Genomic DNA, 21,320 nt, shown 5'->3' with positions numbered 1-21,320 from the left:
ATGCACTTTGACAGTTGGTCAGCCTTCTGGGCTATGGGTGGATATGGCTTTTATGTATGGCTGGCCTTTGGTGTCAGCGGGGTGGCATTAGTGCTGTTAATAGTTCAAAGCGTGCGTGCGCGTCGTCATTTGCAAAAGAGCTGGCAAACAGAACAAGCCAGAAAGCAGCGTATTGCTGCCAGCCGTGCCCGCCAGCAATCGAATTCTAAACTTGCTGAAGAGGTGGATTGATGAATCCAAGACGTAAACAACGGCTGATGGCCTTTAGCGCGGTGATCCTAGTGGTCGGTGGCGCAATCGGGCTGATGCTGTATGCATTGGGGCAGAATATTGACTTGTTCTATACCCCCACCGAACTGGTTGAAGGTAAAGATGGGGTTAAGCCTCAGGTAGGGCAGCGTTTGCGGATCGGCGGCATGGTCGTGCCGGGATCGGTGAAAAGAGTTGACGACAGCCTGGCCGTCAGCTTTGACCTTATGGATACCGGTCCTATTGTGACAGTCAGCTATCAGGGGATCCTGCCCGATTTGTTCCGTGAAGGACAGGGTATTGTCGCCACCGGCACCTTAACCGCAGCAAATCACATCGAAGCCGAAGAAGTGCTGGCCAAACATGATGAAGAATATATGCCACCTGAACTGGCCGAGGCCATGAAGGGGATTAAGCACGTTAAACCATCTGAAGCCGGATACGGAAACAAGGGGTAATAAATGCTGGCAGAATTAGGTCACTTTTCTCTGGTTCTGGCGCTGCTGATGGCCATTTTATTGGCCATCTATCCAATGTGGGGGGCGCAGCGCGGTCAGGTGTTAATGATGCAAACGGCCAAGCCGCTGACCGTGGGGTTATTTCTGTTTACCCTGTTTGCCTACTTATGCCTAACACAGAGTTTTCTCGACAATGACTTCTCTATCGCTTACGTAGCGCACAACTCCAACAGTTTGTTGCCCTGGTATTATCAGATTACCGCAGTGTGGGGAGGCCATGAAGGGTCGTTTCTGCTGTGGGTATTGATTTTTGCCGCCTGGGCGGTAGCTGTGGCCATGTTCAGTGGTGGTATTCCGCAGGATATTCTGGCCCGGGTGTTAGCCATTATGGGCATGGTGGGCGTGGGGTTTTATTTGTATATCCTGCTGGCCTCCAACCCTTTTGAACGGTTGTTACCTTTCTATCCGGTTGACGGGCGCGACCTGAATCCGCTGTTACAAGACTTCGGCATGATTATCCATCCGCCTCTGCTGTATATGGGGTATGTGGGATTTGCTGTGGTGTTCGCTTTTGCTATTGCCGCCTTGGTGGCTGGTCGTTTGGACTCTACTTGGGCTCGTTGGTCCAGGCCCTGGACCCTGGCCGCCTGGGTGTTTCTGACCTTAGGTATTGCACTCGGTAGCTGGTGGGCATACAAGGAACTTGGCTGGGGCGGCTGGTGGTTCTGGGATCCGGTTGAAAACGCGTCCTTTATGCCTTGGTTAGTGGGCACCGCCCTGCTGCATTCACTGGCGGTTACCGAAAAACGCAAAGCCTTTAAATCCTGGACGGTGTTGTTGGCCATTGCCGCCTTTTCATTGAGCTTGCTGGGAACCTTCCTGGTGCGTTCCGGTGTGTTGGTTTCTGTCCACTCCTTCGCCTCAGATCCCACCCGTGGTTTGTTTATTCTGGGCCTGTTGGTCTTGGTGATTGGGGCGTCGTTACTGTTGTATGCACTGCGTGCGCCACAGCTACGCAGTGTCGGGCGTCATGAGTTGCTATCCAGAGAAACCATGCTGATAGGCAATAATATACTGCTGTGCAGCGCTACCTTGGTGGTGCTGATGGGCACCTTGCTACCCTTGGTACACAAGGAATTGGGATTAGGCTCTATCAGTATTGGTGCGCCGTTTTTTGACGAAATGTTTGTGTACCTGATTGTGCCTTTTGTGCTGCTGATGGTGATGGGGCCACTGAGCCGTTGGAAAAATCAACCGGTCGCGGCCCTGCGTAACCAAATGCTGGCTGGATTGGGACTGAGTGTGGTGGCCGTGGTGCTACTGAATATGGGGCGCGACGGTTTGTCCTATATGGCTGTGCTTGGTATGGCCCTGTCGGTGTGGATTGCCATTGCTACTGTGCAGGAAATTCGTCAGCGTTTGTCAGCGTCTAAGCAAGGACTGGCTGGCTTGACGTCTCTGACACCCAGTCACTGGGGGATGGTGATGGGGCACCTGGGCTTTGCCGCTATGATCATGGGAATCGCCATGGTAACCAGTTACAGCGTCGAACGAGATGTGCGAATGACCCCGGGAGACAGTATTGAACTGCAGGGCTATGAGTTCCGTTTCCTGGGCGTGGAAGCCCTTCAGGGGCCAAACTATTCGGGTCATGTGGCGAAGTTGGATGTGTATGAAGACGGCCGTAAGGTCAGTCATCTGGAAGCGCAAAAACGCTTTTACACTGTACAGCGCAATATTATGACCGAAGCGGCAGTCGATCCTGGTTTTACCCGCGATCTCTATGTGGCGCTGGGTGAGCAGCTCAACAACGGAGACTGGGCGCTGCGGGTGTATGTCAAACCCTATATCCGTTGGATATGGGGAGGCGCCGCTCTGATGGCGATTGGCGGGTTGCTGTCCATGAGTGATAAGCGCTATCGAATGGCCAAGCTGGCTAAGGTGCGAGAGCACAAGGTGTCAGCTGCAGGAGAAGCAGCATGAAGCGAGTCGGTTTGTTTTTACTGCCGCTAGGGCTGTTCTTATTTATCGTGGTTTTTTTACTGCAGGGGCTATTTTCAGATCCACGGGAAATAGAATCCAGTTTGCTTGAACAACCTGTACCTGAGTTTCGCCTGCCGGATGTGATGGATGCGTCCATCGAGTATGGCCCTGAGGTCTTCGAAGGCGAACTCACCCTGCTCAATGTCTGGGGTACCTGGTGTGTGACTTGTGCCATTGAACTGCCGTTTTTAACCGAGCTTCGCCAACAGGGCGTGCGTATCGTCGGTCTGTATTACGAGCAGAATATGGATCCTGATTTTGGCGGTAAGAGTCTGCCTCAGATCCGAGCGGATATTGATAGAACCCTGTCGCAACTGGGTAATCCTTATGTGTTTAACATTTTCGATGAATCACGGGATACGTCCATGGACTTTGGGGTAACCGGGGCGCCGGAAACTTTCTTGATCGATCGCCAGGGCAAAGTGCGTTTGCACCATGTTGGCGACTTGAATGAGCGGGTTTGGCAAGCCAAATTTCTGCCTCTTTATCAGGAGTTGAGCCAATGATCAGATTACTTTGGGTGATGACACTGCTGCTTCCGCTTTACGCATCGGCATTTGAAGAGGTGTATGGGTTTAACAACGAGCAGCAACGTCAGCTGTTTAAAGAACTGACCGAAGAACTGCGCTGCCCTAAGTGCCAGAATCAGAATATTGCCGACTCTGATGCGCTGGTGGCGCAGGATTTGAAGCGCAAGGTCTATCAGTTGGTGTTAGAAGGTAAAGACAAAACCCAAGTCATCGACTACATGAGAGTCAGGTACGGTGATTTTGTTTACTACCAGCCACCAATTAATTTTGCCACGCTGTTTTTATGGTTAGTGCCTGTTGTGTTCATCATCGGCTCTGTTGGTATGGTGGTCTGGCGGCGTCGAAACGCGGCCACAGAATTGGATACCGCGCTCATCGCCAAGGCTGAGAAGCTGTTAAACAATGATAAAACGCAGGAGAACAACCCTTGACGATGTTTTGGATTGCTGTTGCGGTCATGGCTGTATTGGCCGCATTCTTGGTGGGGTGGCCCTGGTTAGGAAAACGATTTAACTCGACGGTAGATGTACAAGGCTTGAATGTGGCGTTAACCCGCCAGCGTCTTGATGAAATGCGCCGTGAAGTGTCAGAAGGGCTTATCGAAGCAAAAGACCTGGCTACGGCTGAGCAAGAACTGAAGCTGGCGTTGGCGGTAGAGCAGCAAGGTCAGCATCTTAGCGGTTCTGCATCAGGTAGTCAGTGGGTGCTTATTATCGGTTTAGTGTTAGCGGTGATTGTCAGCGCAGTCAGCTACTGGAAGGCGAATGAAATTCAGTCTTTGCAGGATTGGCAGACGGCAAATTCACAGTTGGCTGAACTGGGACGACGGGTTGTGGTGGAAGCCGATCCTAGCGTAACAGTAGAAGAGCTGCAGCGTTTTGCGCTGGCCTTGCGCACTAAATTGAATGCTGAGCCCAACGCCCCTGAGGGATGGCTACTGCTTGGGCGTTTGTATGCCAGCCTGAGCCGCTTAGACAGTGCCATTGAAGCCTACGAGAAATCTCTTAGCCTGGAACCAGAGCGAGGGGGCACCTTGCTGAGTTTGAGTCAGGCCCTGGTCATGGTGGGTAGTGACGAGAGTTTGCAAAGAGCGAAACAAATTTTGACAAAACTTCAGTTGCGAGAGCCGGATAATCAGAGCAGTCTTGGCCTGCTGGCCATTACCGCTTCGCAGCTGGGCGACAAACCATTGGCGATTAAAAGTTGGAAAGCCCTTGGTGCCATGTTGCCTGCCGATGATCCCATGCAGGTGTCTATTCAGCAGCGTATTGATGAGCTTTCTGAGGGGGCAGGCACACGTTTGTTAGTGCAGGTTTCCATCAGCGATGCATTGCAAGGTCAATTGCCCGAGCAGGGCTATCTGATTGTATTTGCCCGCAGCAGCGACGGCAGCATGAAAATGCCAGCCGCTGTGATCAGACAGCCGCTGGCTTCGCTGCCAGTCGAAATAGAGTTGTCTGATACTAACGCCATGTTGCCCAACTACAATTTATCCAGTCTCACGCAAGCGCAGGTGGTGGCGCGTATTTCCCTGGACGCGAATGTTGAAACTGCACCCGGTGAGCTGCAGGGGGAAATTCAGTTGAATGTGGAAAACGGCACCCTTATGCGCGCTGAGATACTGATTGATAAGGAACTGAATTAATGAGAATGAGCAAGTGCCGTTTGGGCTTGTGTTTATTGCTTCCCGCTTTATTTTTGGGCGGCTGTGCCAGTCAGGGAACTGCGGAACAGGCCGCTGCCGCGCAAACCAACGGCGTGGAACAAAATAACGACGTAAAAGGGGATCCGCGCGATCCGCTGGAATCCTTTAACCGGGCGATGTGGACCTTTAACTGGGACTATCTGGACACTTATGTGGCACGTCCCGTGGCCGTAGTGTATCGCGATTATATGCCGGGTTTTGCCCGTACCGGTCTACTCAATGCGGCCATTAACCTGGAAGAACCCGCCAACTCGGTGAATAACTTGTTGCAAGGCAAGGTTGGGGATTCCATGGTCAGCCTGGGACGTTTCCTGCTCAACTCCACCATTGGTTTGCTGGGGACTATTGATGTCGCTGGTGAGATAGGTATGGAGCGTAAGAGTGAAGAGTTCGGTGAAGTGCTGGGCGTATGGGGCGTGAGTAATGGTGCTTATGTCATGTTGCCGGTTTACGGGGCTAACGATGTGCGCGGTGGTGTCGGCGATTTGGTGGACTCTGCTTATTGGCCGATGGACACCTTGAACTTACCTCTGAGTCTGTTCCGTTGGGGCATTGACGCGGTGGAAACCCGTATCAAGCTGATGGATCAGGAACAGTTGCTGGATGGCGCGGTAGACCCTTACGCCTTGGTTAAGGATATCTATTTCCAGAATACCGAATTTAAGGTCAAAGACGGTAAGGTAGAGCAGAGCAAGGAAGATAAGCAGCTCGACGACGATATTGACGCTTACTTAGACCAGCTTTAGTCATTGGGGCTCGGCTTTAACACTGATGCCGGGCCTACACTAAGGTGCTTTTCTGTTATCAGGGCGATATGTGGAGATTTTTCCGGGTATGGCCCTCATTTCTTCTTTAACCCTCTGTTTATTTTATTCTTCAGTGACAAAAAATTGGCTAATGCCGTTGACTTACCACTCAGATCCATCACCATAGCCAAAATCAAAAAAAATTGATGGGATTTGAGGGATTAGTCAATGGAAAAGCAGTTGCTCAATGGTCAGGATGTGAGCCTGGCTGTTATCGGTTTAGGTTATGTGGGATTGCCGCTGGCGGCTGAGTTTGGCAAAAAGAGACCGGTTATTGGTTTTGATATCAATGCCAAACGCATCAAAGAGCTGCAAGACGGGGTGGATTTTACCCTGGAAGTCAGTAAGGAAGAGCTGGCTGAGGCTGCCCAACTGAGCTTTAGCTGTGATTTGGAAGACCTGCGTCGCGCCAATGTGTTTATCGTGACCGTGCCTACCCCCATTGATGCTTTCAAACGTCCCGATTTAACCCCGCTTATCCGTGCCAGTGAGACTATTGGTAAGGTACTTAAGCAAGGGGATATCGTTATCTATGAATCGACAGTTTATCCCGGCGCGACCGAAGAAGACTGTGTCCCTGTACTGGAGCGTATTTCCGGTCTGAAATTTAACCAGGACTTTTTTGCCGGCTACAGCCCGGAGCGCATCAATCCTGGCGACAAAGAGCATCGCGTTTCCACTATCAAGAAAGTAACTTCGGGCTCCACGCCAGAGGTAGGTGAATTAGTGGATGGTATTTATCGCGAGATTATTACCGCCGGCACGCATTTGGCCAGCTCCATCAAGGTGGCGGAAGCGGCCAAAGTCATTGAGAACACCCAGCGTGACGTTAATATTGCCCTGATTAATGAACTGGCCATTATCTTTAACCGCTTGGGCATTGATACCCTTGAAGTGCTGGAAGCGGCGGGTACTAAATGGAACTTCTTGCCATTCCGTCCCGGCTTGGTAGGGGGGCACTGTATCGGCGTTGACCCTTACTACCTTACTCATAAAGCGCAGGCTATTGGCTATCATCCCGAAATGATTTTGGCCGGTCGTCGTCTGAACGATGGCATGGGACAGTACGTGGTGTCTGAGCTGGTTAAAGCCATGATTCAAAAAGGTATCCAGGTACAAGGCGCTAAAGTACTGCTGTTGGGCCTGACCTTTAAAGAAAACTGCCCGGATCTGCGTAACACCCGGGTGGTTGATATTATCGACGAGCTTAAAGAATACGGTGTGGCAGTGGATATTCACGACCCATGGGCATCCCCTGAAGAGGCGATGCATGAGTATGGCTTGGAGCTGACTGAGCAGCCGGCGAGTGGCGACTATGATGCGGTTATCTTAGCGGTAGCCCATAAAGAGTTCAGAGACTGGGGCAGTGAAAAGCTGGCATCTTTGTGTAAGGGCAACCGTGTCATTTACGATCTGAAATATGCGCTGGATAAATCACTGACGGACATGAGGCTGTAAAGAATGGATAGATTTTCCCGCTTACTGACTGAACTCAAACATAGCCCGCAGACTTGGTTGGTCACCGGGGTTGCCGGATTTATTGGTTCAAACCTGCTGGAGGCTTTGCTTAAGGCTGGGCAGAACGTTGTGGGGCTGGATAATTTCGCCACAGGTCATCAACGTAACCTGGACGAGGTGCGCAATCTGGTGGGAGAGGAGCGCTGGCAACAGTTTCGTTTCATCGAAGGGGATATCCGTGACAAGGCCACCTGCGTTGAGGCCGTCAAAGGTGTCGATAGGGTATTACATCAGGCTGCGCTGGGCTCTGTACCGCGCTCGTTAAATGATCCTATTACCAGCAACGAAGTCAATATCAGTGGTTTTCTGAATATGATGGTGGCGGCTAAAGAGGAAGGGGTCAAAGCCTTTGTTTATGCTGCGTCCAGCTCAACTTACGGCGACCACCCAGCCCTGCCAAAAGTAGAAGAGAATATTGGTAAGCCTTTATCTCCTTATGCCGTGACCAAGTATGTTAATGAGCTATATGCCGATGTCTTTGCCCGCGCTTACGGTTTTAAATCGGTGGGACTGCGCTATTTCAACGTGTTCGGACGCCGTCAGGACCCCGATGGTGCCTATGCAGCTGTGATCCCTAAATGGACCGCTGCCATGAAACTGGGCGAAGATGTAATGGTGAACGGCGATGGCGAAACCAGTCGCGATTTTTGCTATATCGATAACGTGATCCAGGCGAACTTGCTGGCCGCCACGACCGAGCTGGATAACAGCGAAGTATTTAATGTGGCGGTAGGGGACCGCACTACCTTGAACCAGCTATTCCAGGCAATAAAAGATGCGCTGGATGAGCAAGGCGTGCGTTATGCCAAACAACCGGTATACCGTGATTTTCGCCCAGGTGATGTACGTCATTCTCAGGCCGATATCAGCAAGGCCGAAAACCTGCTGGGTTACGCGCCTCAATACCGTATTTTTGAAGGTATCAGTCTGACTATGCCTTGGTATGTGGAAAACGTTGGCTAATCAACTGCGAAGGACAGGCTGACGCTCAGTCAGCCTGTGTATATTGCTTCTTAAGGGAGTACCCACTCGCTACGACGTTTTTGATACTCATCTTGTGGCAAGAGCAGCAAGGCCGGGTGTTTGTCTTCCTCCAGCCAGCTCAGCAGTTTATCCATGGCACCTTCCGGCATTGCCGTGCAGCCCGCCGTCGGTTTATCTTCAGCTCGCCATAAATGCATAAATATGCAACTGCCTGCGCCGGAGATATTGCCCCCATTGTGTTCCACCACTATGCCTTTTTTATAAAGATCGTCGCCATTGTGCAGGTCGCGACGCATACCTTCTGATGAGCCCTCAACGGCCTTTTCCCCGACGGTCTGCGTGTCTACTATTTGGTTATAGTAAGGCGAGCCGTTGACATCCATGCAATAGTGACTGGACTGCATTTGTTGATAGGGCAGATGCAGATTGTTCAGGGCCTGATAACCAAAGGCTGTGGTCAGACGAAACACACCGGCCGGCGCTTTGCCGTCGCCTTCCTGTTTTTGTTGCCCTTCTTGCTCAGGATGCAGGCCAATGCCCCAGGCCATGCCGGTTCGACCAATAGTAACCGGGGTGTTGATATCGACCTGTTGCCACTGACCATCCTGGCGTTGGTAGACTTGCATTTGTCCTTGAATGGCCTGCCAGTCTTGGGTGGTGACCACTACCAGTTGCTCAACATCATTTGGTACTTGCCAGTCAGCCAGGACGAAATTGCTTGCTAGCAAGGCAGTTAAGGGGAGAAGTTTCTTATAGTGTTTCATGTTACTCTGCCCATTCGCTTAGAGAGGTATGTTCGATAATAGAACAACTCCCCTTGTGAATAAAATATTTAATTTGTATTCATTTTTGATAAATTAATATTCCATTAGCCACTTTCATGTAGAAACTCAATGCACCACCGTCCGACTCAGGCCAAAATTAATTTATCGGCAATCCTCAGTAATTACCAACAGGCAGTAAAGCTCGCGCCAAAAGCGCAGCAACTGGCGGTGATAAAAGCGGATGCGTATGGCCATGGTGCGGTTGATGTGGCTGCCTATCTGGAGCCTCATGTGCCGGCATTTGCGGTGGCTTTTATTGATGAAGCCCTGAGCTTGCGAGCGGCTGGTATCGACAAACCTATTGTGATCCTGGAAGGACTAAGTGGGGAAGAAGAGCTGCGCTTAGCGGCACAGTATAACTTCTGGCCCCTGCTGCACAGCAATGAGCAATTGATAGCCTTAACGGCTTTATCTCCCGTTCCAGACCTGCACTGCTGGCTAAAAGTGGATACCGGTATGCACAGGCTTGGGTTAACGCCGGTGGAAGCGCAGAGTTGGGTTGATAAGCTGACCCGGCTGATGCAGCGCAAACCCGTTCTGGCCAGCCACTTCTCTTGTGCCGAAGAGCCGGACTCACCCATTAGCATGCATCAAATGCAACAACTGTTTGCTCTGGCGGCGCATCTGGACTGTGAAGTTAGTTTGGCCAACAGTGCCGCGCTAACCACATTGCCTCAGTCGGCGGTAGGTTGGAACCGACCAGGCATTATGTTGTACGGCAGCTCGCCTATCGCCGGTAAGTCAGCCGCCGAACTGGGATTGCAGGTAGCGATGACAGTGACTAGTCAGATTATGGCCATACGGGACGTTTTACCTGGTGAAACGGTGGGATATAACTGCCGTTGGCAGGCCGACACGCCAAGTCGTATCGCGACGCTGCCAATAGGCTATGCCGATGGTTATCCACGTTTGATCAACAGCGCCAGTGAGGTGTTTTTACATGGTCAGCGCGCTAAGGTAGTGGGTACCGTATCCATGGATATGCTGACGATTGACGTAACGCATATCCCTCAGGTTCAAGCCGGTGATGAAGTGGAATTATGGGGAGAAAATATTCCAGTCAATGAAGTGGCGGCCCATGCCAATACCATAGGCTATGAGCTGCTTACCCGGGTAACCCAGCGGATGCAGAGAATCTATCTGCGGGATTAAGCCGCTGCTGTCGCGTCCACCGGACTGGTTGTTTTAACTATCAGGCGCGTTCGGGCAGTTTTGTTGAGTAACCACAGACAAAGTAGAGCCTGAATAAAGACACTGGTAACGGATAGATACCAAACCTGTTCAATGGCTAAGTGGCCCCAGTTGACTATTACCAACAGGGGCAGCCCAAATAGACTGAGTCTGACAAAACTGGCCAGCAAGGCGGGCAGGGTATAACCCAGTGCCTGAAACATACCGGAGCAGGTAGCTACCACGCCGGTTGGTACAAAATTCCAACAAGTGATGGCAATAAAGCCCGAGGCATAGGCAAGTACCTCCACATCACTGGTAAAGGGGGAGAAGAGCCAGTGGGGTCCCCAAAGGCACAGTATGCTTAGAAGCAGCATCAGGGTGCTGGTGAGTAGCACCGTCCAGTAGAAAGTCTGTTTAACTCTTTGCTGTTGACCTGCCCCGAAGTTCTGCCCGGCAATGGCCGGTGCTGCCATGGCAATGGCTAAGGCCGGCAATATCAACGCCTGTACTATTCTTACACCCAAGCCAAATCCGGCCTGAGCATCGGTGCCAAAGCCCTGGATAGCCCAGTACACCATGGCCATAAAAGCAAAGGTAATCAGATACTCACCCCCTGAGGGTAAGCCGATTTTTAGCAGATCCCGCCACAGACCTGTATCTGCTTTCCACAATGACCGGTCGACACTGACGTAGCGTTCCAGTTTACTGAAATACCAGTACAGCATGGCCAAGGCAGCCAGAACCGATACACTGCTGGCCAATCCAGCACCGGCAATACCCAGTGCCAGGCCGGTTCCCCAGCCACTTATCAGAACCGGGGAGAGGGCAATATTCAGCCCCAAAGAGGACAATTGCACCAACATAGTGGGCTTAACAATACCGGTACCTCTGAGCGCGGCGCCTATCGCCGTGATAGGAAACTGTATCGCCAAGCAAGGCATAAAAAACAACAGGTAGGTAAACGCCGCATCAATGGCGGCCGGGTCATCACTGACCAAGCGCAGGTAGGGCTTGGCAAGGGCATAGCCCAGTAATAATACGGCGAGAAAGCAAAACCCGGAGAGCATAAGTGATTGATTGAAAACCAGGTTTGCCTGGCTTTGCTGTTTGCGGCCAACGGCATGCGCAATCAAGGTGGCGGTACCAACGTTGAGCACCTGAGTCAGGGCTAATACGATAAACATAAAGTTGCCAGCCATAGACAAACCGGCGATAGCCGCGTCGCCCAGTGCCCCGATAAAATACAGATCCACCAGAAAATACATAGTTTGGACCAGCATACCCACTGCAATTGGCACTGACAGCGTCAGCAGATGTTTGGGAATACTATGTTGGGTGAGATCTTTCACGCTCTTCCTAGATGCGGTGTGTGGTGAGAGGCTGACATTATCACTAATAGGCGGGCGCTGACTAACAAATGTAAGCTGCTCAACAGGTATCGGATGTCTGAGCCTGGGAGATAAAAGCAAAAAAATGGCGCTTTAATTGATATCAAACTTAACAAAACCTTGTGTTGGTTATAAGGTGTGCGCCTGCTGTATCCAACACATGGACTGATGACCGAGCGCAGCCAGTGTTGGTAAAGGAAATTATCAGGGAGGAGATGTGTATGACTGAACTTAAACGGACGCCGTTACCATTGCCCGATGGTTTTGATCCCAAAAAAGAGCGTTTATTACTTCACTCCTGCTGTGCCCCTTGTTCAGGGGAGGTCATGGAAGCCATTCATGCCAGTGGCGTTGAGTACGCGGTTTTTTTCTATAACCCAAATATCCATCCGGCCAAGGAATACGAGATCCGCAAGGAAGAAAATATCCGCTTTGCCGAAAAGCATAACGTGCCTTTTATTGATGCCGATTATGACACCGATAACTGGTTTGCCCGCGCTAAAGGCATGGAGTTTGAACCTGAGCGCGGCATTCGCTGTACTATGTGCTTTGATATGCGCTTTGAACGCACCGCGCTTTATGCTCATGAACATAATTACAGCATGATCAGCAGCTCGCTGGGTATTTCCCGTTGGAAGGATATGCAGCAGATTAATGATTGTGGTCATCGCGCGGCAGCCCATTACAGCGGCCTCACATATTGGGATTACAACTGGCGCAAGCTTGGCGGCAGTCAGCGTATGATCGAAATCAGCAAGCGTGAACAGTTTTATCAGCAAGAATATTGCGGCTGTGTTTACTCGCTACGTGATACTAACCGTCACCGCCGCGAGCAGGGGCGTGAACGGATTCAAATTGGCGTTCAATATTATGGTTAACAGGCTGCGTTTCTTTAACATCAAGGAGGATTGATGAATCAATTTATTCAAAAAACATTTGCGGGTATGGATAAGCAGGTTTATCTGCGCCATTTGCTATTCGGCTCACTTTTTCTGATTTTGCCCTTCTATGCCATGCTAAATTCGGACAACCCGGTGAGGGCTGATCAAATCGCCTTTTTTGTGGTGAATACGCTTTTGTATCCTTATTCCAGATTCGTCTACGAAAGCCTGATTGATTACATTCTGGGTAAAAACGTCTTCTTTGTTAATGCCTTACTGATGCTTATCGTTAAGTTGTTCACCATGTTGATATGCTGGGGGCTGGCGCTCTTTATTGCGCCTGTTGGACTGGCTTACTTGTACTACATCAATAGCCGGGAAAATGCCTGAGTTTCAACCGGCTTTAGTTCTGCGACCTTTCTATATTGACGCTTTGTCAGTGAGGTTGTTTAAGTGCTATGAGCGCTTGAAGTTGGACTTTTTTTTAAGTTAAAACAAAGCATTCAAGGATGCTGATTATTTAATTGGAATCATTGGATAGCGGCAAGTAAGCGACCAAAGCCGACCAAAAATAAGGAAATGACCTATGAAGCTCAAAGTACTAGTAGCAGTATTGTTAACCAGCGTTTATGCGCACGGCGAACTCAACCCGGCCGATTGGCGCTATGCTACCGACCCTCATGGCAGTACGGCCAGCTATAGTCCTCCCTTAGTCAAACAAGATGAAGTCGCGATTTCCTTTGTTCGCGTTCCCCGTGTCGACGCGCAGAATAATTCTTGGGTGGAGTTGATTTACGACCTACCCAATCAATCGCTACAGGGCGTAGACAGCCTTAAGCTTACCTATCAAAGCGATAAACCGCTGGTGATTAAGCTTTCTCAAAAGGAATACGGCGGGGACGGGGACAAAAGTTACGCTCATTATCAAACATTGTTGCCTAGTACCCCAGATTGGCAAACCCTTAGCGTTAAGCTCGAAGACTTCAGCAGACCAGATTGGACACCCGCTTGGTCAGCAGACAAAGGCATTGTTAAAGACAGTGTTTCCGCTCTTTACTTTGTGCCAGATCTTACCGATGAAGAGGGCGGCGAAGCGTGGATAAAAATAAAAGCCGTTGAGCTGCAGTAAATCGGTCTGCCCTGAGGCGTGCTGTCTGAAAGTGAGCGCCGGGCGACAGCGGATCCCGGCGCCCGGTTCGGGCTGTTAATCCCGTTGATTATGTCGTTCGCGGCCGTTGTGTTTCACTGACTCTCGGCTACGGCTCTGTTTGACCCGTTCGCGATGGCTGGATTGCCTGCGTTCCGCCTTGGCCCGATTTTGTTGCTGATTTATTTGGCGAGCCGGCTTACTTTGTTGCTGGTAGCTGTGCCTGCGGGTTTCGGTCGATGCGCTAAAGCCATTGGCGTTTCTGGTTTGGGTGCGATAAGTGTTTTTATCCCTACGCTGTTCAGGGGCGCGTTGGTGCCGCAGACTTTTTTCCTGGCTACGCACTACAGGCTCTGTGCGCAGTGGTTTGTGCTCGACAGCCGAGGCGGGGTTGTGAGCCCGAGGCGAGCTGCGGTCTACTTGTCGTCTGGCTTTGTCTATATCTCTTTTTGGGGCCAGACCTTGATGTGAGCGGCTGACTAGTGGCTTATCTGTGTGGCGAATGATCTCTTTGCGCGGCTTTGTCTGACGCAGGTGCTGGACGTCCCTGTTATGGGTGCGTCGCTCAACAGATTTGAGCCTCGGCGCATGTTTTACCCGGTTGACATGCACAGTGCCACCAGCAAGACCACTTTCGCGGTTGTACGTCACTTGTCTGTAGGCACGTGGCTTGTGATAGCGCACCCCGCGTCTGTGGTGGATATTATGGTGCCAGCGTTTGGCATCGTAGCGGTACCAATAATGGCTGGGGTAATTGTAGTGGCGGCTGCGGTAATAGTCGTAGTTCACCACAATATGGCTGTTGTGCCAGTGAAAGGCACTGAAATAGAAAGTAGGGCGCACCCATACACTATGTCCCCAATCAATGCCGACAGATAATCCGCTCGATGGCCAATACACAGGTGGGCGATGCCACCACCAGTCACCATACACAGAGCGGCTGTCATAGTAAGGCACATAAACCACTTCGCGTTTGACCGTTTCGATACGTATGACTTCTGGCTCTTCTTCCACCACCACATGCTCATTACTGGACAGGTTACCCTCACTGTAAGCCTGGCGGCGCAGATGCTGGATACGTGCTAATACCTGCTCTTCGTCAGCCAGATTGGCTTCACCGAGATCCTGGGTCCAGTCTAGATCCTCGCTCATGCGGCGCAATAAATCCGAAAAAGGCAACAGCGCCTTGATGCTGGGATCCCAATCTTTGCTTTCACTGGCTTTGAGCACGTCTTCGGCATCCAGGTCGGCGTTTTTCTCCCGCCAGCGTGCGGCTTCCACCACTTCCAAGGGATAGCTGGCGGCTATCAAAATATGTGACAGCAAGGTATCCGGATAAAGCGCGACGGGGGCTAACAAGGCATCCAGCTCTTCCACATCCAGTGCTTCTTCTTCCTCGACTACTGTGACTTCCTGTGCCGAAACGCTGTTAATGGAAACCAGGGAAAATCCCAGCAACAGCAATGCCAGCAGCCGTAAATGTGCTTTCCAGTAAGGTAGGGTAAGCATGGTGTGCCTCCTTTAGTAAACCTGTCTGCTTAAATATGTGCAGAAGCTCAACCTATTTTAGGGTTATAGGCCCCATGCCCTTAACCTTAACTGAATCAGGCTTAAACTTAGGCGGTGAGGTAAAAATGAGGCAGCCCGGCGTTTGGCTTGGAGGGACGGTTGCCACCGGGTGCCTCAAAAGGGGAAAGGGTTAGTGACTGGCCAGTAGCTCAGGTTGGGCTAAGCTGCCGCCAAAGGCGGTGTATACCCCGGTTAGCGCACTAAAGGTTCGGTGTTGGGCCTGAACCAGGTTGTCACGGGCGGCCAGTAAGGTGCGCTGGCTGTCCAAAAGATCCAGCAGTTCAATGGCGCCGGCGTCATACTGCCACTGCGCCAGTTGCAGGGCTTGCTGACTGGCATCGACCTGGGCTTCTAACAAATGACTTTGCTGCTGACTGTGACTGTAATCCGTCAGGGCTGATTGTGCGTCTGCCACGGCGCTCAACCAGTTGTGCTGAAGGTTGGCCAGCGCTGCCCGCTGTCTGGCATTTGCCACATCAATTTGCGCTTCCACTGAGGACAAATCCAAGACAGGCAAGCTCAGGCTGGGGGCCAGGCTCCAAGCCCGGGTCTGGCTGTCAAAGTGAGTACCGCCTAAGGATAGAAAGCCCAGAAAGCCATTCACCGACAACTCTGGATAGCGAGCTGCCGTTGCAACGCCGATACGCGCCGTGGCAGCGGCCAATTGGCGCTCAGCTTGTTTTACATCCGGACGCGCCTGTAACAGTCTGTCGGGCTGGTTAATGGCTACGGGGTGTGAAAGCCTTGGTAAGGCTCTGTCCTGCCATTGCCAATCGGGCAGTTGTTGGCTGCCGCCCGCCAGGGCAAGCAGGGCATTACGGCTGCGAAGACGCTGCGCCTCCAGCATGGGAATGTTGGCTTCCACTCCTTTTAACTGCGCATCCATTCGCAACAAATCCAGTTGCGAGGCATAGCCGGAGTCTAGCCTGGCCTGAATAATGACGCGGGTTTTTGTCAGGCTGTGCAGGTTTTGTTTGGCAACCTCAATGCGACTACTCAGGGCCTGACTCGTGGCATATTGGTTGGCTACCTCGGCCAGCAAACTGACACGAACATCCTGCCAGGCTTGCTCGCTGGCCTGAGCATCCGCCTCGGCCGCTTCGGTTGCGCGGCGCAGTTTGCCAAACAAATCCAGTGTCCAATTCAGGTTCACGCCTAAACGGGCAGAACGGCTGTGTATTCGCGCATCGCCCATACCTGGCACTCGCTGGTTTTGCGCCTGATGAAGCGCCTGTATATCGCCGTGCGGCAGAATATCATTACTGATATCCATAAATTGCGCATACGCGGCATCTACATTGGCCCTTGCCACAGCCAGGGACGGATTGTTTTGCAGGGTCGCTTCAATCAGCTGATTAAGTTGAGGGTCATCAAACTGGCGCCACCAAAGTGGCTCCTGACTCCCCCCTGAAGGCACAGCGGCAGTCAGGTTGGTTAGTTCGTTGGCCTTTAACTCAGGGGCCTGGTAATCCGGCCCAACTGCACAAGCGCTGAGCACTGCCACAGTCAAAGCGGCCAATGGTATTTGGATAAATTTAGTCATGGGCCAGAGCTCCCTGCATGGCATCATGCTGGGCTTGTTTTTTCGCCTTGCGTTTTCTCAACAAGTGATAGAACACCGGGGTCAGAATCAAGCCAAATATGGTTACCCCAATCATGCCGGAGAATACTGCCACACCCATGGCCTGGCGCATTTCTGCACCGGCACCGGATGACAATACCATAGGCACCACCCCCATAATAAAGGCGATGGACGTCATCAGAATGGGGCGCAGACGCAGGCGGCTGGCTTCCTTGATGGCATCCAGAGTGCTCAGACCTTTGTCCTCCAGTTCTTTGGCAAACTCGACAATCAATATAGCGTTTTTGGTCGCCAGCCCTACCAGCACAATAAAGCCTATCTGAGTGAAGATGTTGTTATCACCCCCGTAGATGATGACCCCGGTCATGGCCGACAGCAGCGTCATAGGTACAATCAGAATGATCGCCAGCGGTAATGTCAGGCTTTCATACTGAGCCGCCAGCACCAGGAATACTAACAGCACCACGAGCGGAAAGACCAACATGGCGGTATTACCAGCAAGGATCTGCTGATAGGTCAGTTCGGTCCATTCATAGCTCATGCCCAGTGGCAGCGTTTCGTTCAGGATGCGCTCAATGGCCGCCTTAGCCTGGCCTGAACTGTAGCCTGGTGCGGGAGCACCATTAACTTCGGCAGTTGGGTAGGCGTTGTAGTGCATGACCCGATCCGGCCCGGCGCTATGCTGGGCGTTTAAAAATGAGCCCAGCGGGATCATATGGCCGTCCTGATTACGCACCTTGAGTTGGCTTATTTGTTCAGGCTCCTGACGGAAGCGCTCGTCGGCCTGCACATTAACCTGATAAGTTCGACCAAATTGGTTGAAGTCGTTGACGTAAACCGATCCCAGATAGGCTTGCATGGTCTGGAACAGGCTATTCATATCCACACCCTGGCTCATGGCCTTGGTGCGATCCAAGTTAATATCCAGTTGCGGTACGTTAACCTGGAAGCTGGTAAAGTTACCTGTTAGCTCGGGGGCGGCCCAGGCTTTGCCTATGACTTCCTGAGTGATCCGGTACAGCTCTTCATAACCCAGACTGGCTCTATCCTGAATTTGCAACCTGAAGCCGCCAATCGTACCCAGCCCCTGTACTGGTGGCGGGGGGAAGATAGCAATAAAGGCACCCTGAATAGCACCAAACTGCTGATTTAATTGAGCAGCAATGGCACCGGCAGAAAGTTCAGGGCTGGTCCGCTCGTCAAAAGGTTTCAGTGCAGCAAAGACAATGCCGCTGCTGGGACTGTTGGTAAAGCCGTTAATATTCAGGCCTGGAAAGGCCACCGCATTCGCCACACCAGGGTGTTTAAGCATAATGTCTGACATTTCACGAATCACTGCTTCGGTTCTGTCCAGCGAAGCTGCATCGGGGAGCTGGGCAAAAGAAACCAGATACATTTTGTCCTGTCCCGGTACATACCCTGTTGGGGTGCTCGAGAACTGCTGATAGGTCAGTGCCATCAGGCCAGCGTATAACACCAGAATAATGCCACTCATACGCACCAGTTTGCTTACGCCTTGGGTGTAACTTTTAGCGCCGCGTTCAAATAAACGGTTGAATGGGTTAAACAACCAGCTACCAAAGGCCTTATCCATCCCCCTGGTCAGCCAATCTTTAGGGGCATTGTGGCTTTTCAGTAGTAGCGCCGACAGCGCTGGACTTAAGGTCAGCGAGTTAAAAGCCGAAATAACGGTTGAGATGGTGATGGTTAGCGCAAATTGCTTGTAAAACTGACCGGTCAGCCCGGACATAAAGGCGGTAGGAATAAACACCGCGGCCAGTACCAGGGTAGTGGCCACAATAGGCCCAGTTACCTCACGCATGGCTTGTTTGGTGGCTTCAACCGGGCTTAGCCCATCCTGAATGTTGCGCTCAACGTTTTCCACTACGACTATGGCGTCATCCACCACAATGCCTATGGCAAGTACCAGACCAAACAGCGACAGCGCATTTAAGGAAAAACCCATCAGATGCATAATGGCAAAGGTGCCCACCAGTGAGATAGGTACGGCCACCAGAGGAATAATGGACGCACGCCAGGTTTGCAAAAATAGCACTACCACTAACACTACCAACAAGACGGCCTCTAGCAGGGTGTTGATTACGGCTTTAATAGAGCCGCGCACAAAAACGGTGGGGTCATAGACAATCCGGTAGTCCACGCCTTGCGGGAAGGTCTTTTTAAGCTCAGCCATGGTGGCCCGCACATCATCTGAAATCTGGATGGCGTTGGAACCAGGGGCCTGGAACACCCCGATGGCCACTGCCGGCTGGTTGTTCAGTAGCGAGCGCAGGGCGTAGAAACTTGAACCCAGCTCCACCCGGCCTACATCACGAATACGGGATATTTGGCCATCTTCGCCAACCTTAACGATGATATTGGCAAACTCTTCTTCATCTGCCAGACGGCCTTTGACATTGATCAGCAATTGAAAGTCGCTGTCACCGGCTGGCTGTGCGCCAAGGCTGCCTGCTGCGGCCTGCTGGTTCTGTGCGCGAATTGCGGCTACCACATCACCGGGATTAAGGTTCAGGGCGGCGACTTTCTCTGGATCCAGCCACACCCGCATACTGAACTCGCCTGCGCCCCACTGTTGTGTGCTGCCCACGCCTTCGATACGCGCCAGTTCGTCCTTGACGTTTTGGTGGGCATAGTTGGACAGATACAGCATATCGTATCGTTCATCCGGGGAGATCAGGTGCACCACCATGGTCAGATCTGGTGAGGATTTTTCCGTGACTACACCCAGGCGCTGCACTTCCTGTGGTAAGCGCGGTATGGCCCGGTTGACCCGGTTTTGCACTAAGGTTGTGGCATCGTCCGGGTCGGTACCTATGGCAAAGGTGATAGTGAGGGTCATACGTCCATCGGAGGTGGCTGAGGAGGACATATACAGCATATCTTCCACGCCGTTAATCTCTTGCTCCAATGGTGAAGCGACCGTCTCGGCAATCACTTTTGGATTGGCACCAGGGTAATTGGCTGTCACTACCACAGTGGGGGGCACCACTTCCGGGTATTCGGTAATAGGCAGCTTCCAAACCGCCAGGGCACCGGCGATAAAGATCATTAGCGACAGTACACCGGCAAAGATAGGACGCTGGATAAAGAACTGGGAAAAGTTCATCTTAGCCTCCGAACTCGCTGGTCAGACGCGACTGCCAGGCCAGTTGAGTGTCGGGAAAGTGTGCGTCCAGACGCGCTTGCATGGCTTGTAATTGTTCAAGCTTTTGCGTACTGGTCATATTTACCAGCTGCGGGTTAACCTCACTACCGGGGCGTACCCGTTGCAGGCCATTGACGACAATTTTATCGCTGGCGGTTAAGCCGGATTTGATAATGCGCAGACCTTGCAGTTTCTCGCCTAATTCGACGGCCCGGTATTGCACCTGATTGGCGTCATCCAGCACCAATACAAACCTGTTACTAAGGTCTGTGCCTATGGCCTTGTCCTCAATCAAAATACCTTTATAGCTGGCGCTGCCTGTGAGTTTGATACGGGCAAACAAGCCAGGCAAAAACTGGCCTTCATCATTGTTAAAAACGGCGCGGGCACGGATCGTGCCGGTGGCAGGGTTAATCTGATTATCCATAAAGTTCACCACACCGGCATGGGGGTGACCGCTGTCACTGGCTAATCCCATAAACACCGGATGCTCGGTATCCCGGGCACTGGCACGGCTGCCTTCCTTAGCCAGTTTCAGGTAGTGCAGGTACGTCTGTTCATCGGCGTCAAAGTAGGCGTATACCTTGTCGGTGGAGACAATAGTCGTCAGCAGGCTTTGACCGGCATTAACGTAGTTGCCCTTAGTGATTAAGGCGCGGGATACTCGGCCGGAAATGGGGGCCTCTACCCGGGTGTAACCACGATTTAATCGGGCAACATCCAGGGCGGCGGCCACCGAATGAATCCGGGCATTGGCTTGCTGCAGTTGAGCACGGCGATTATCCAGTATCTCCTCTGATATTGCCGATTGTGCAGCCAATTTCTGCGCGCGAGCGTATTCACTCTTTGCCAGCTCGGCCTGGCTCTGGGCTTGTTCAAGCTCACCTTCTAAACGCCTGACTTCGGCTTTAAAAGGCTGATTATCAATAAAGAATAAAGGGTCACCGGCCTTAACCAGAGCCCCCTACTCAAAGGCCACCATGTCGATGTAACCTGATACTCTGGGGCGCAGCTCCACGGTTTGTGGTGCCTCCAGGCGGCCAGTGAACTCGTCCCATTCGGTAATGCGCTGGCTGATAACCGGGGCAACGGATACTTGCGGGGCGTGCATTTGTGGTGCTGTGCTTGGTTCGGATCCGCAGGCGCTGAGCAGGCTGACTGCGCCTGCCAATAAGGCAACTGCGAAAATGTGTTTAGTGGGCATGTGTCTCTCCATAAGCCATTTATTACGCCGGCAAGTATGGGAGCTCATTTGTTATAAAAAAAATTATAATTTTGAATGATACATATCATGAAG

The 21,320-nt window shown here is 51.8% G+C and carries 18 protein-coding genes and 1 pseudogene; 13 read left to right on the top strand and 6 right to left on the bottom strand.

Annotation, left to right across the window (positions count from 1 at the left end; genetic code table 11):
* From ccmD to IEX02_RS06910, 9 genes are all read left to right on the top strand, one after another.
* Positions 1-231, top strand: coding sequence for a heme exporter protein CcmD (ccmD, locus tag IEX02_RS06950; protein ID WP_188692296.1), 231 nt, complete (start codon positions 1-3; stop codon positions 229-231).
* Entirely contained in the window at positions 231-707 is a 477-nt protein-coding gene (ccmE, locus tag IEX02_RS06945) for a cytochrome c maturation protein CcmE (protein WP_188692293.1), read from the top strand. The genes ccmD and ccmE overlap by 1 nt, the downstream gene beginning before the upstream one ends.
* A 3-nt stretch (positions 708-710) precedes the next feature.
* Positions 711-2,690, top strand: a complete 1,980-nt coding sequence (locus IEX02_RS06940; protein ID WP_188692291.1) for a heme lyase CcmF/NrfE family subunit — start codon at positions 711-713, stop codon at positions 2,688-2,690.
* A complete protein-coding gene (locus IEX02_RS06935) occupies positions 2,687-3,256 on the top strand; it encodes a DsbE family thiol:disulfide interchange protein (RefSeq protein ID WP_188692288.1) in 570 nt (189 codons plus the stop codon). The genes IEX02_RS06940 and IEX02_RS06935 overlap by 4 nt, the downstream gene beginning before the upstream one ends.
* Positions 3,253-3,711 (top strand): cytochrome c-type biogenesis protein, encoded by a 459-nt coding sequence (locus IEX02_RS06930; RefSeq protein WP_188692286.1) that lies wholly within the window; start codon positions 3,253-3,255, stop codon positions 3,709-3,711. Before IEX02_RS06935 ends, IEX02_RS06930 begins: the two co-directional genes overlap by 4 nt.
* A 2-nt stretch (positions 3,712-3,713) precedes the next feature.
* Positions 3,714-4,925: a c-type cytochrome biogenesis protein CcmI gene (gene ccmI, locus IEX02_RS06925; protein ID WP_229702173.1), complete on the top strand. Its 1,212-nt coding sequence runs from the start codon at positions 3,714-3,716 to the stop codon at positions 4,923-4,925.
* Positions 4,926-4,930: 5 nt separating this feature from the next.
* Positions 4,931-5,731, top strand: a complete 801-nt coding sequence (locus IEX02_RS06920) for an MlaA family lipoprotein (RefSeq protein ID WP_188694034.1) — start codon at positions 4,931-4,933, stop codon at positions 5,729-5,731.
* Positions 5,732-5,959: 228 nt separating this feature from the next.
* Complete coding sequence (tviB, locus tag IEX02_RS06915) at positions 5,960-7,249, top strand: Vi polysaccharide biosynthesis UDP-N-acetylglucosamine C-6 dehydrogenase TviB (protein ID WP_188692281.1); 1,290 nt, start codon at positions 5,960-5,962, stop codon at positions 7,247-7,249.
* Between the two features lie 3 nt (positions 7,250-7,252).
* Positions 7,253-8,272 carry an SDR family oxidoreductase gene (locus tag IEX02_RS06910; RefSeq protein ID WP_188692279.1) on the top strand — a complete coding sequence of 340 codons (1,020 nt, stop codon included), beginning with the start codon at positions 7,253-7,255 and terminating at the stop codon, positions 8,270-8,272.
* A 50-nt stretch (positions 8,273-8,322) separates the two neighbouring features.
* Here the strand turns inward: IEX02_RS06910 and IEX02_RS06905 are convergent, their stop codons facing one another.
* Positions 8,323-9,057, bottom strand: coding sequence for a L,D-transpeptidase family protein (locus IEX02_RS06905; RefSeq protein WP_188692277.1), 735 nt, complete (start codon positions 9,055-9,057; stop codon positions 8,323-8,325).
* Between the two features lie 129 nt (positions 9,058-9,186).
* On the opposite strand from IEX02_RS06905, the gene alr reads away from it, so the two are divergent.
* The gene (gene alr, locus IEX02_RS06900) at positions 9,187-10,269 is read left to right on the top strand and encodes an alanine racemase (RefSeq protein WP_188692274.1); all 1,083 of its coding nucleotides are present in this window, start codon (positions 9,187-9,189) and stop codon (positions 10,267-10,269) included.
* Here alr and IEX02_RS06895 read toward each other — a convergent pair.
* Positions 10,266-11,639: an MATE family efflux transporter gene (locus IEX02_RS06895; protein ID WP_188692271.1), complete on the bottom strand. Its 1,374-nt coding sequence runs from the start codon at positions 11,637-11,639 to the stop codon at positions 10,266-10,268. The genes alr and IEX02_RS06895 overlap by 4 nt on opposite strands.
* 260 nt (positions 11,640-11,899) lie before the next feature.
* Between IEX02_RS06895 and IEX02_RS06890 the strand changes: the two genes are divergently transcribed.
* From IEX02_RS06890 to IEX02_RS06880, 3 genes are all read left to right on the top strand, one after another.
* Positions 11,900-12,556 carry an epoxyqueuosine reductase QueH gene (locus IEX02_RS06890; RefSeq protein ID WP_188692268.1) on the top strand — a complete coding sequence of 219 codons (657 nt, stop codon included), beginning with the start codon at positions 11,900-11,902 and terminating at the stop codon, positions 12,554-12,556.
* 33 nt (positions 12,557-12,589) lie between these two features.
* Positions 12,590-12,949 carry a hypothetical protein gene (locus IEX02_RS06885; protein ID WP_188692265.1) on the top strand — a complete coding sequence of 120 codons (360 nt, stop codon included), beginning with the start codon at positions 12,590-12,592 and terminating at the stop codon, positions 12,947-12,949.
* 196 nt (positions 12,950-13,145) lie between these two features.
* Positions 13,146-13,688, top strand: a complete 543-nt coding sequence (locus tag IEX02_RS06880) for a CIA30 family protein (protein ID WP_188692262.1) — start codon at positions 13,146-13,148, stop codon at positions 13,686-13,688.
* Between the two features lie 75 nt (positions 13,689-13,763).
* Here IEX02_RS06880 and IEX02_RS06875 read toward each other — a convergent pair whose 3' ends face one another.
* From IEX02_RS06875 to IEX02_RS06860, 4 genes and pseudogenes are all read right to left on the bottom strand, one after another.
* Positions 13,764-15,215 carry a DUF3300 domain-containing protein gene (locus tag IEX02_RS06875; protein WP_188692259.1) on the bottom strand — a complete coding sequence of 484 codons (1,452 nt, stop codon included), beginning with the start codon at positions 15,213-15,215 and terminating at the stop codon, positions 13,764-13,766.
* Positions 15,216-15,405: 190 nt separating this feature from the next.
* Positions 15,406-16,818, bottom strand: a complete 1,413-nt coding sequence (locus IEX02_RS06870; protein ID WP_188692256.1) for an efflux transporter outer membrane subunit — start codon at positions 16,816-16,818, stop codon at positions 15,406-15,408.
* Positions 16,811-19,984 carry an efflux RND transporter permease subunit gene (locus IEX02_RS06865; protein WP_188692253.1) on the bottom strand — a complete coding sequence of 1,058 codons (3,174 nt, stop codon included), beginning with the start codon at positions 19,982-19,984 and terminating at the stop codon, positions 16,811-16,813. The genes IEX02_RS06870 and IEX02_RS06865 overlap by 8 nt, the downstream gene beginning before the upstream one ends.
* 1 nt (position 19,985) lies before the next feature.
* Positions 19,986-21,227: pseudogene (locus tag IEX02_RS06860) on the bottom strand (efflux RND transporter periplasmic adaptor subunit).
* Positions 21,228-21,320: the final 93 nt, after the last annotated feature.

The sequence above is a fragment of the Bowmanella pacifica genome, assembly GCF_014645355.1.
Lineage (GTDB): Bacteria > Pseudomonadota > Gammaproteobacteria > Enterobacterales > Alteromonadaceae > Bowmanella > Bowmanella pacifica.
This window is presented reverse-complemented; position numbering and strand designations above follow the sequence as displayed.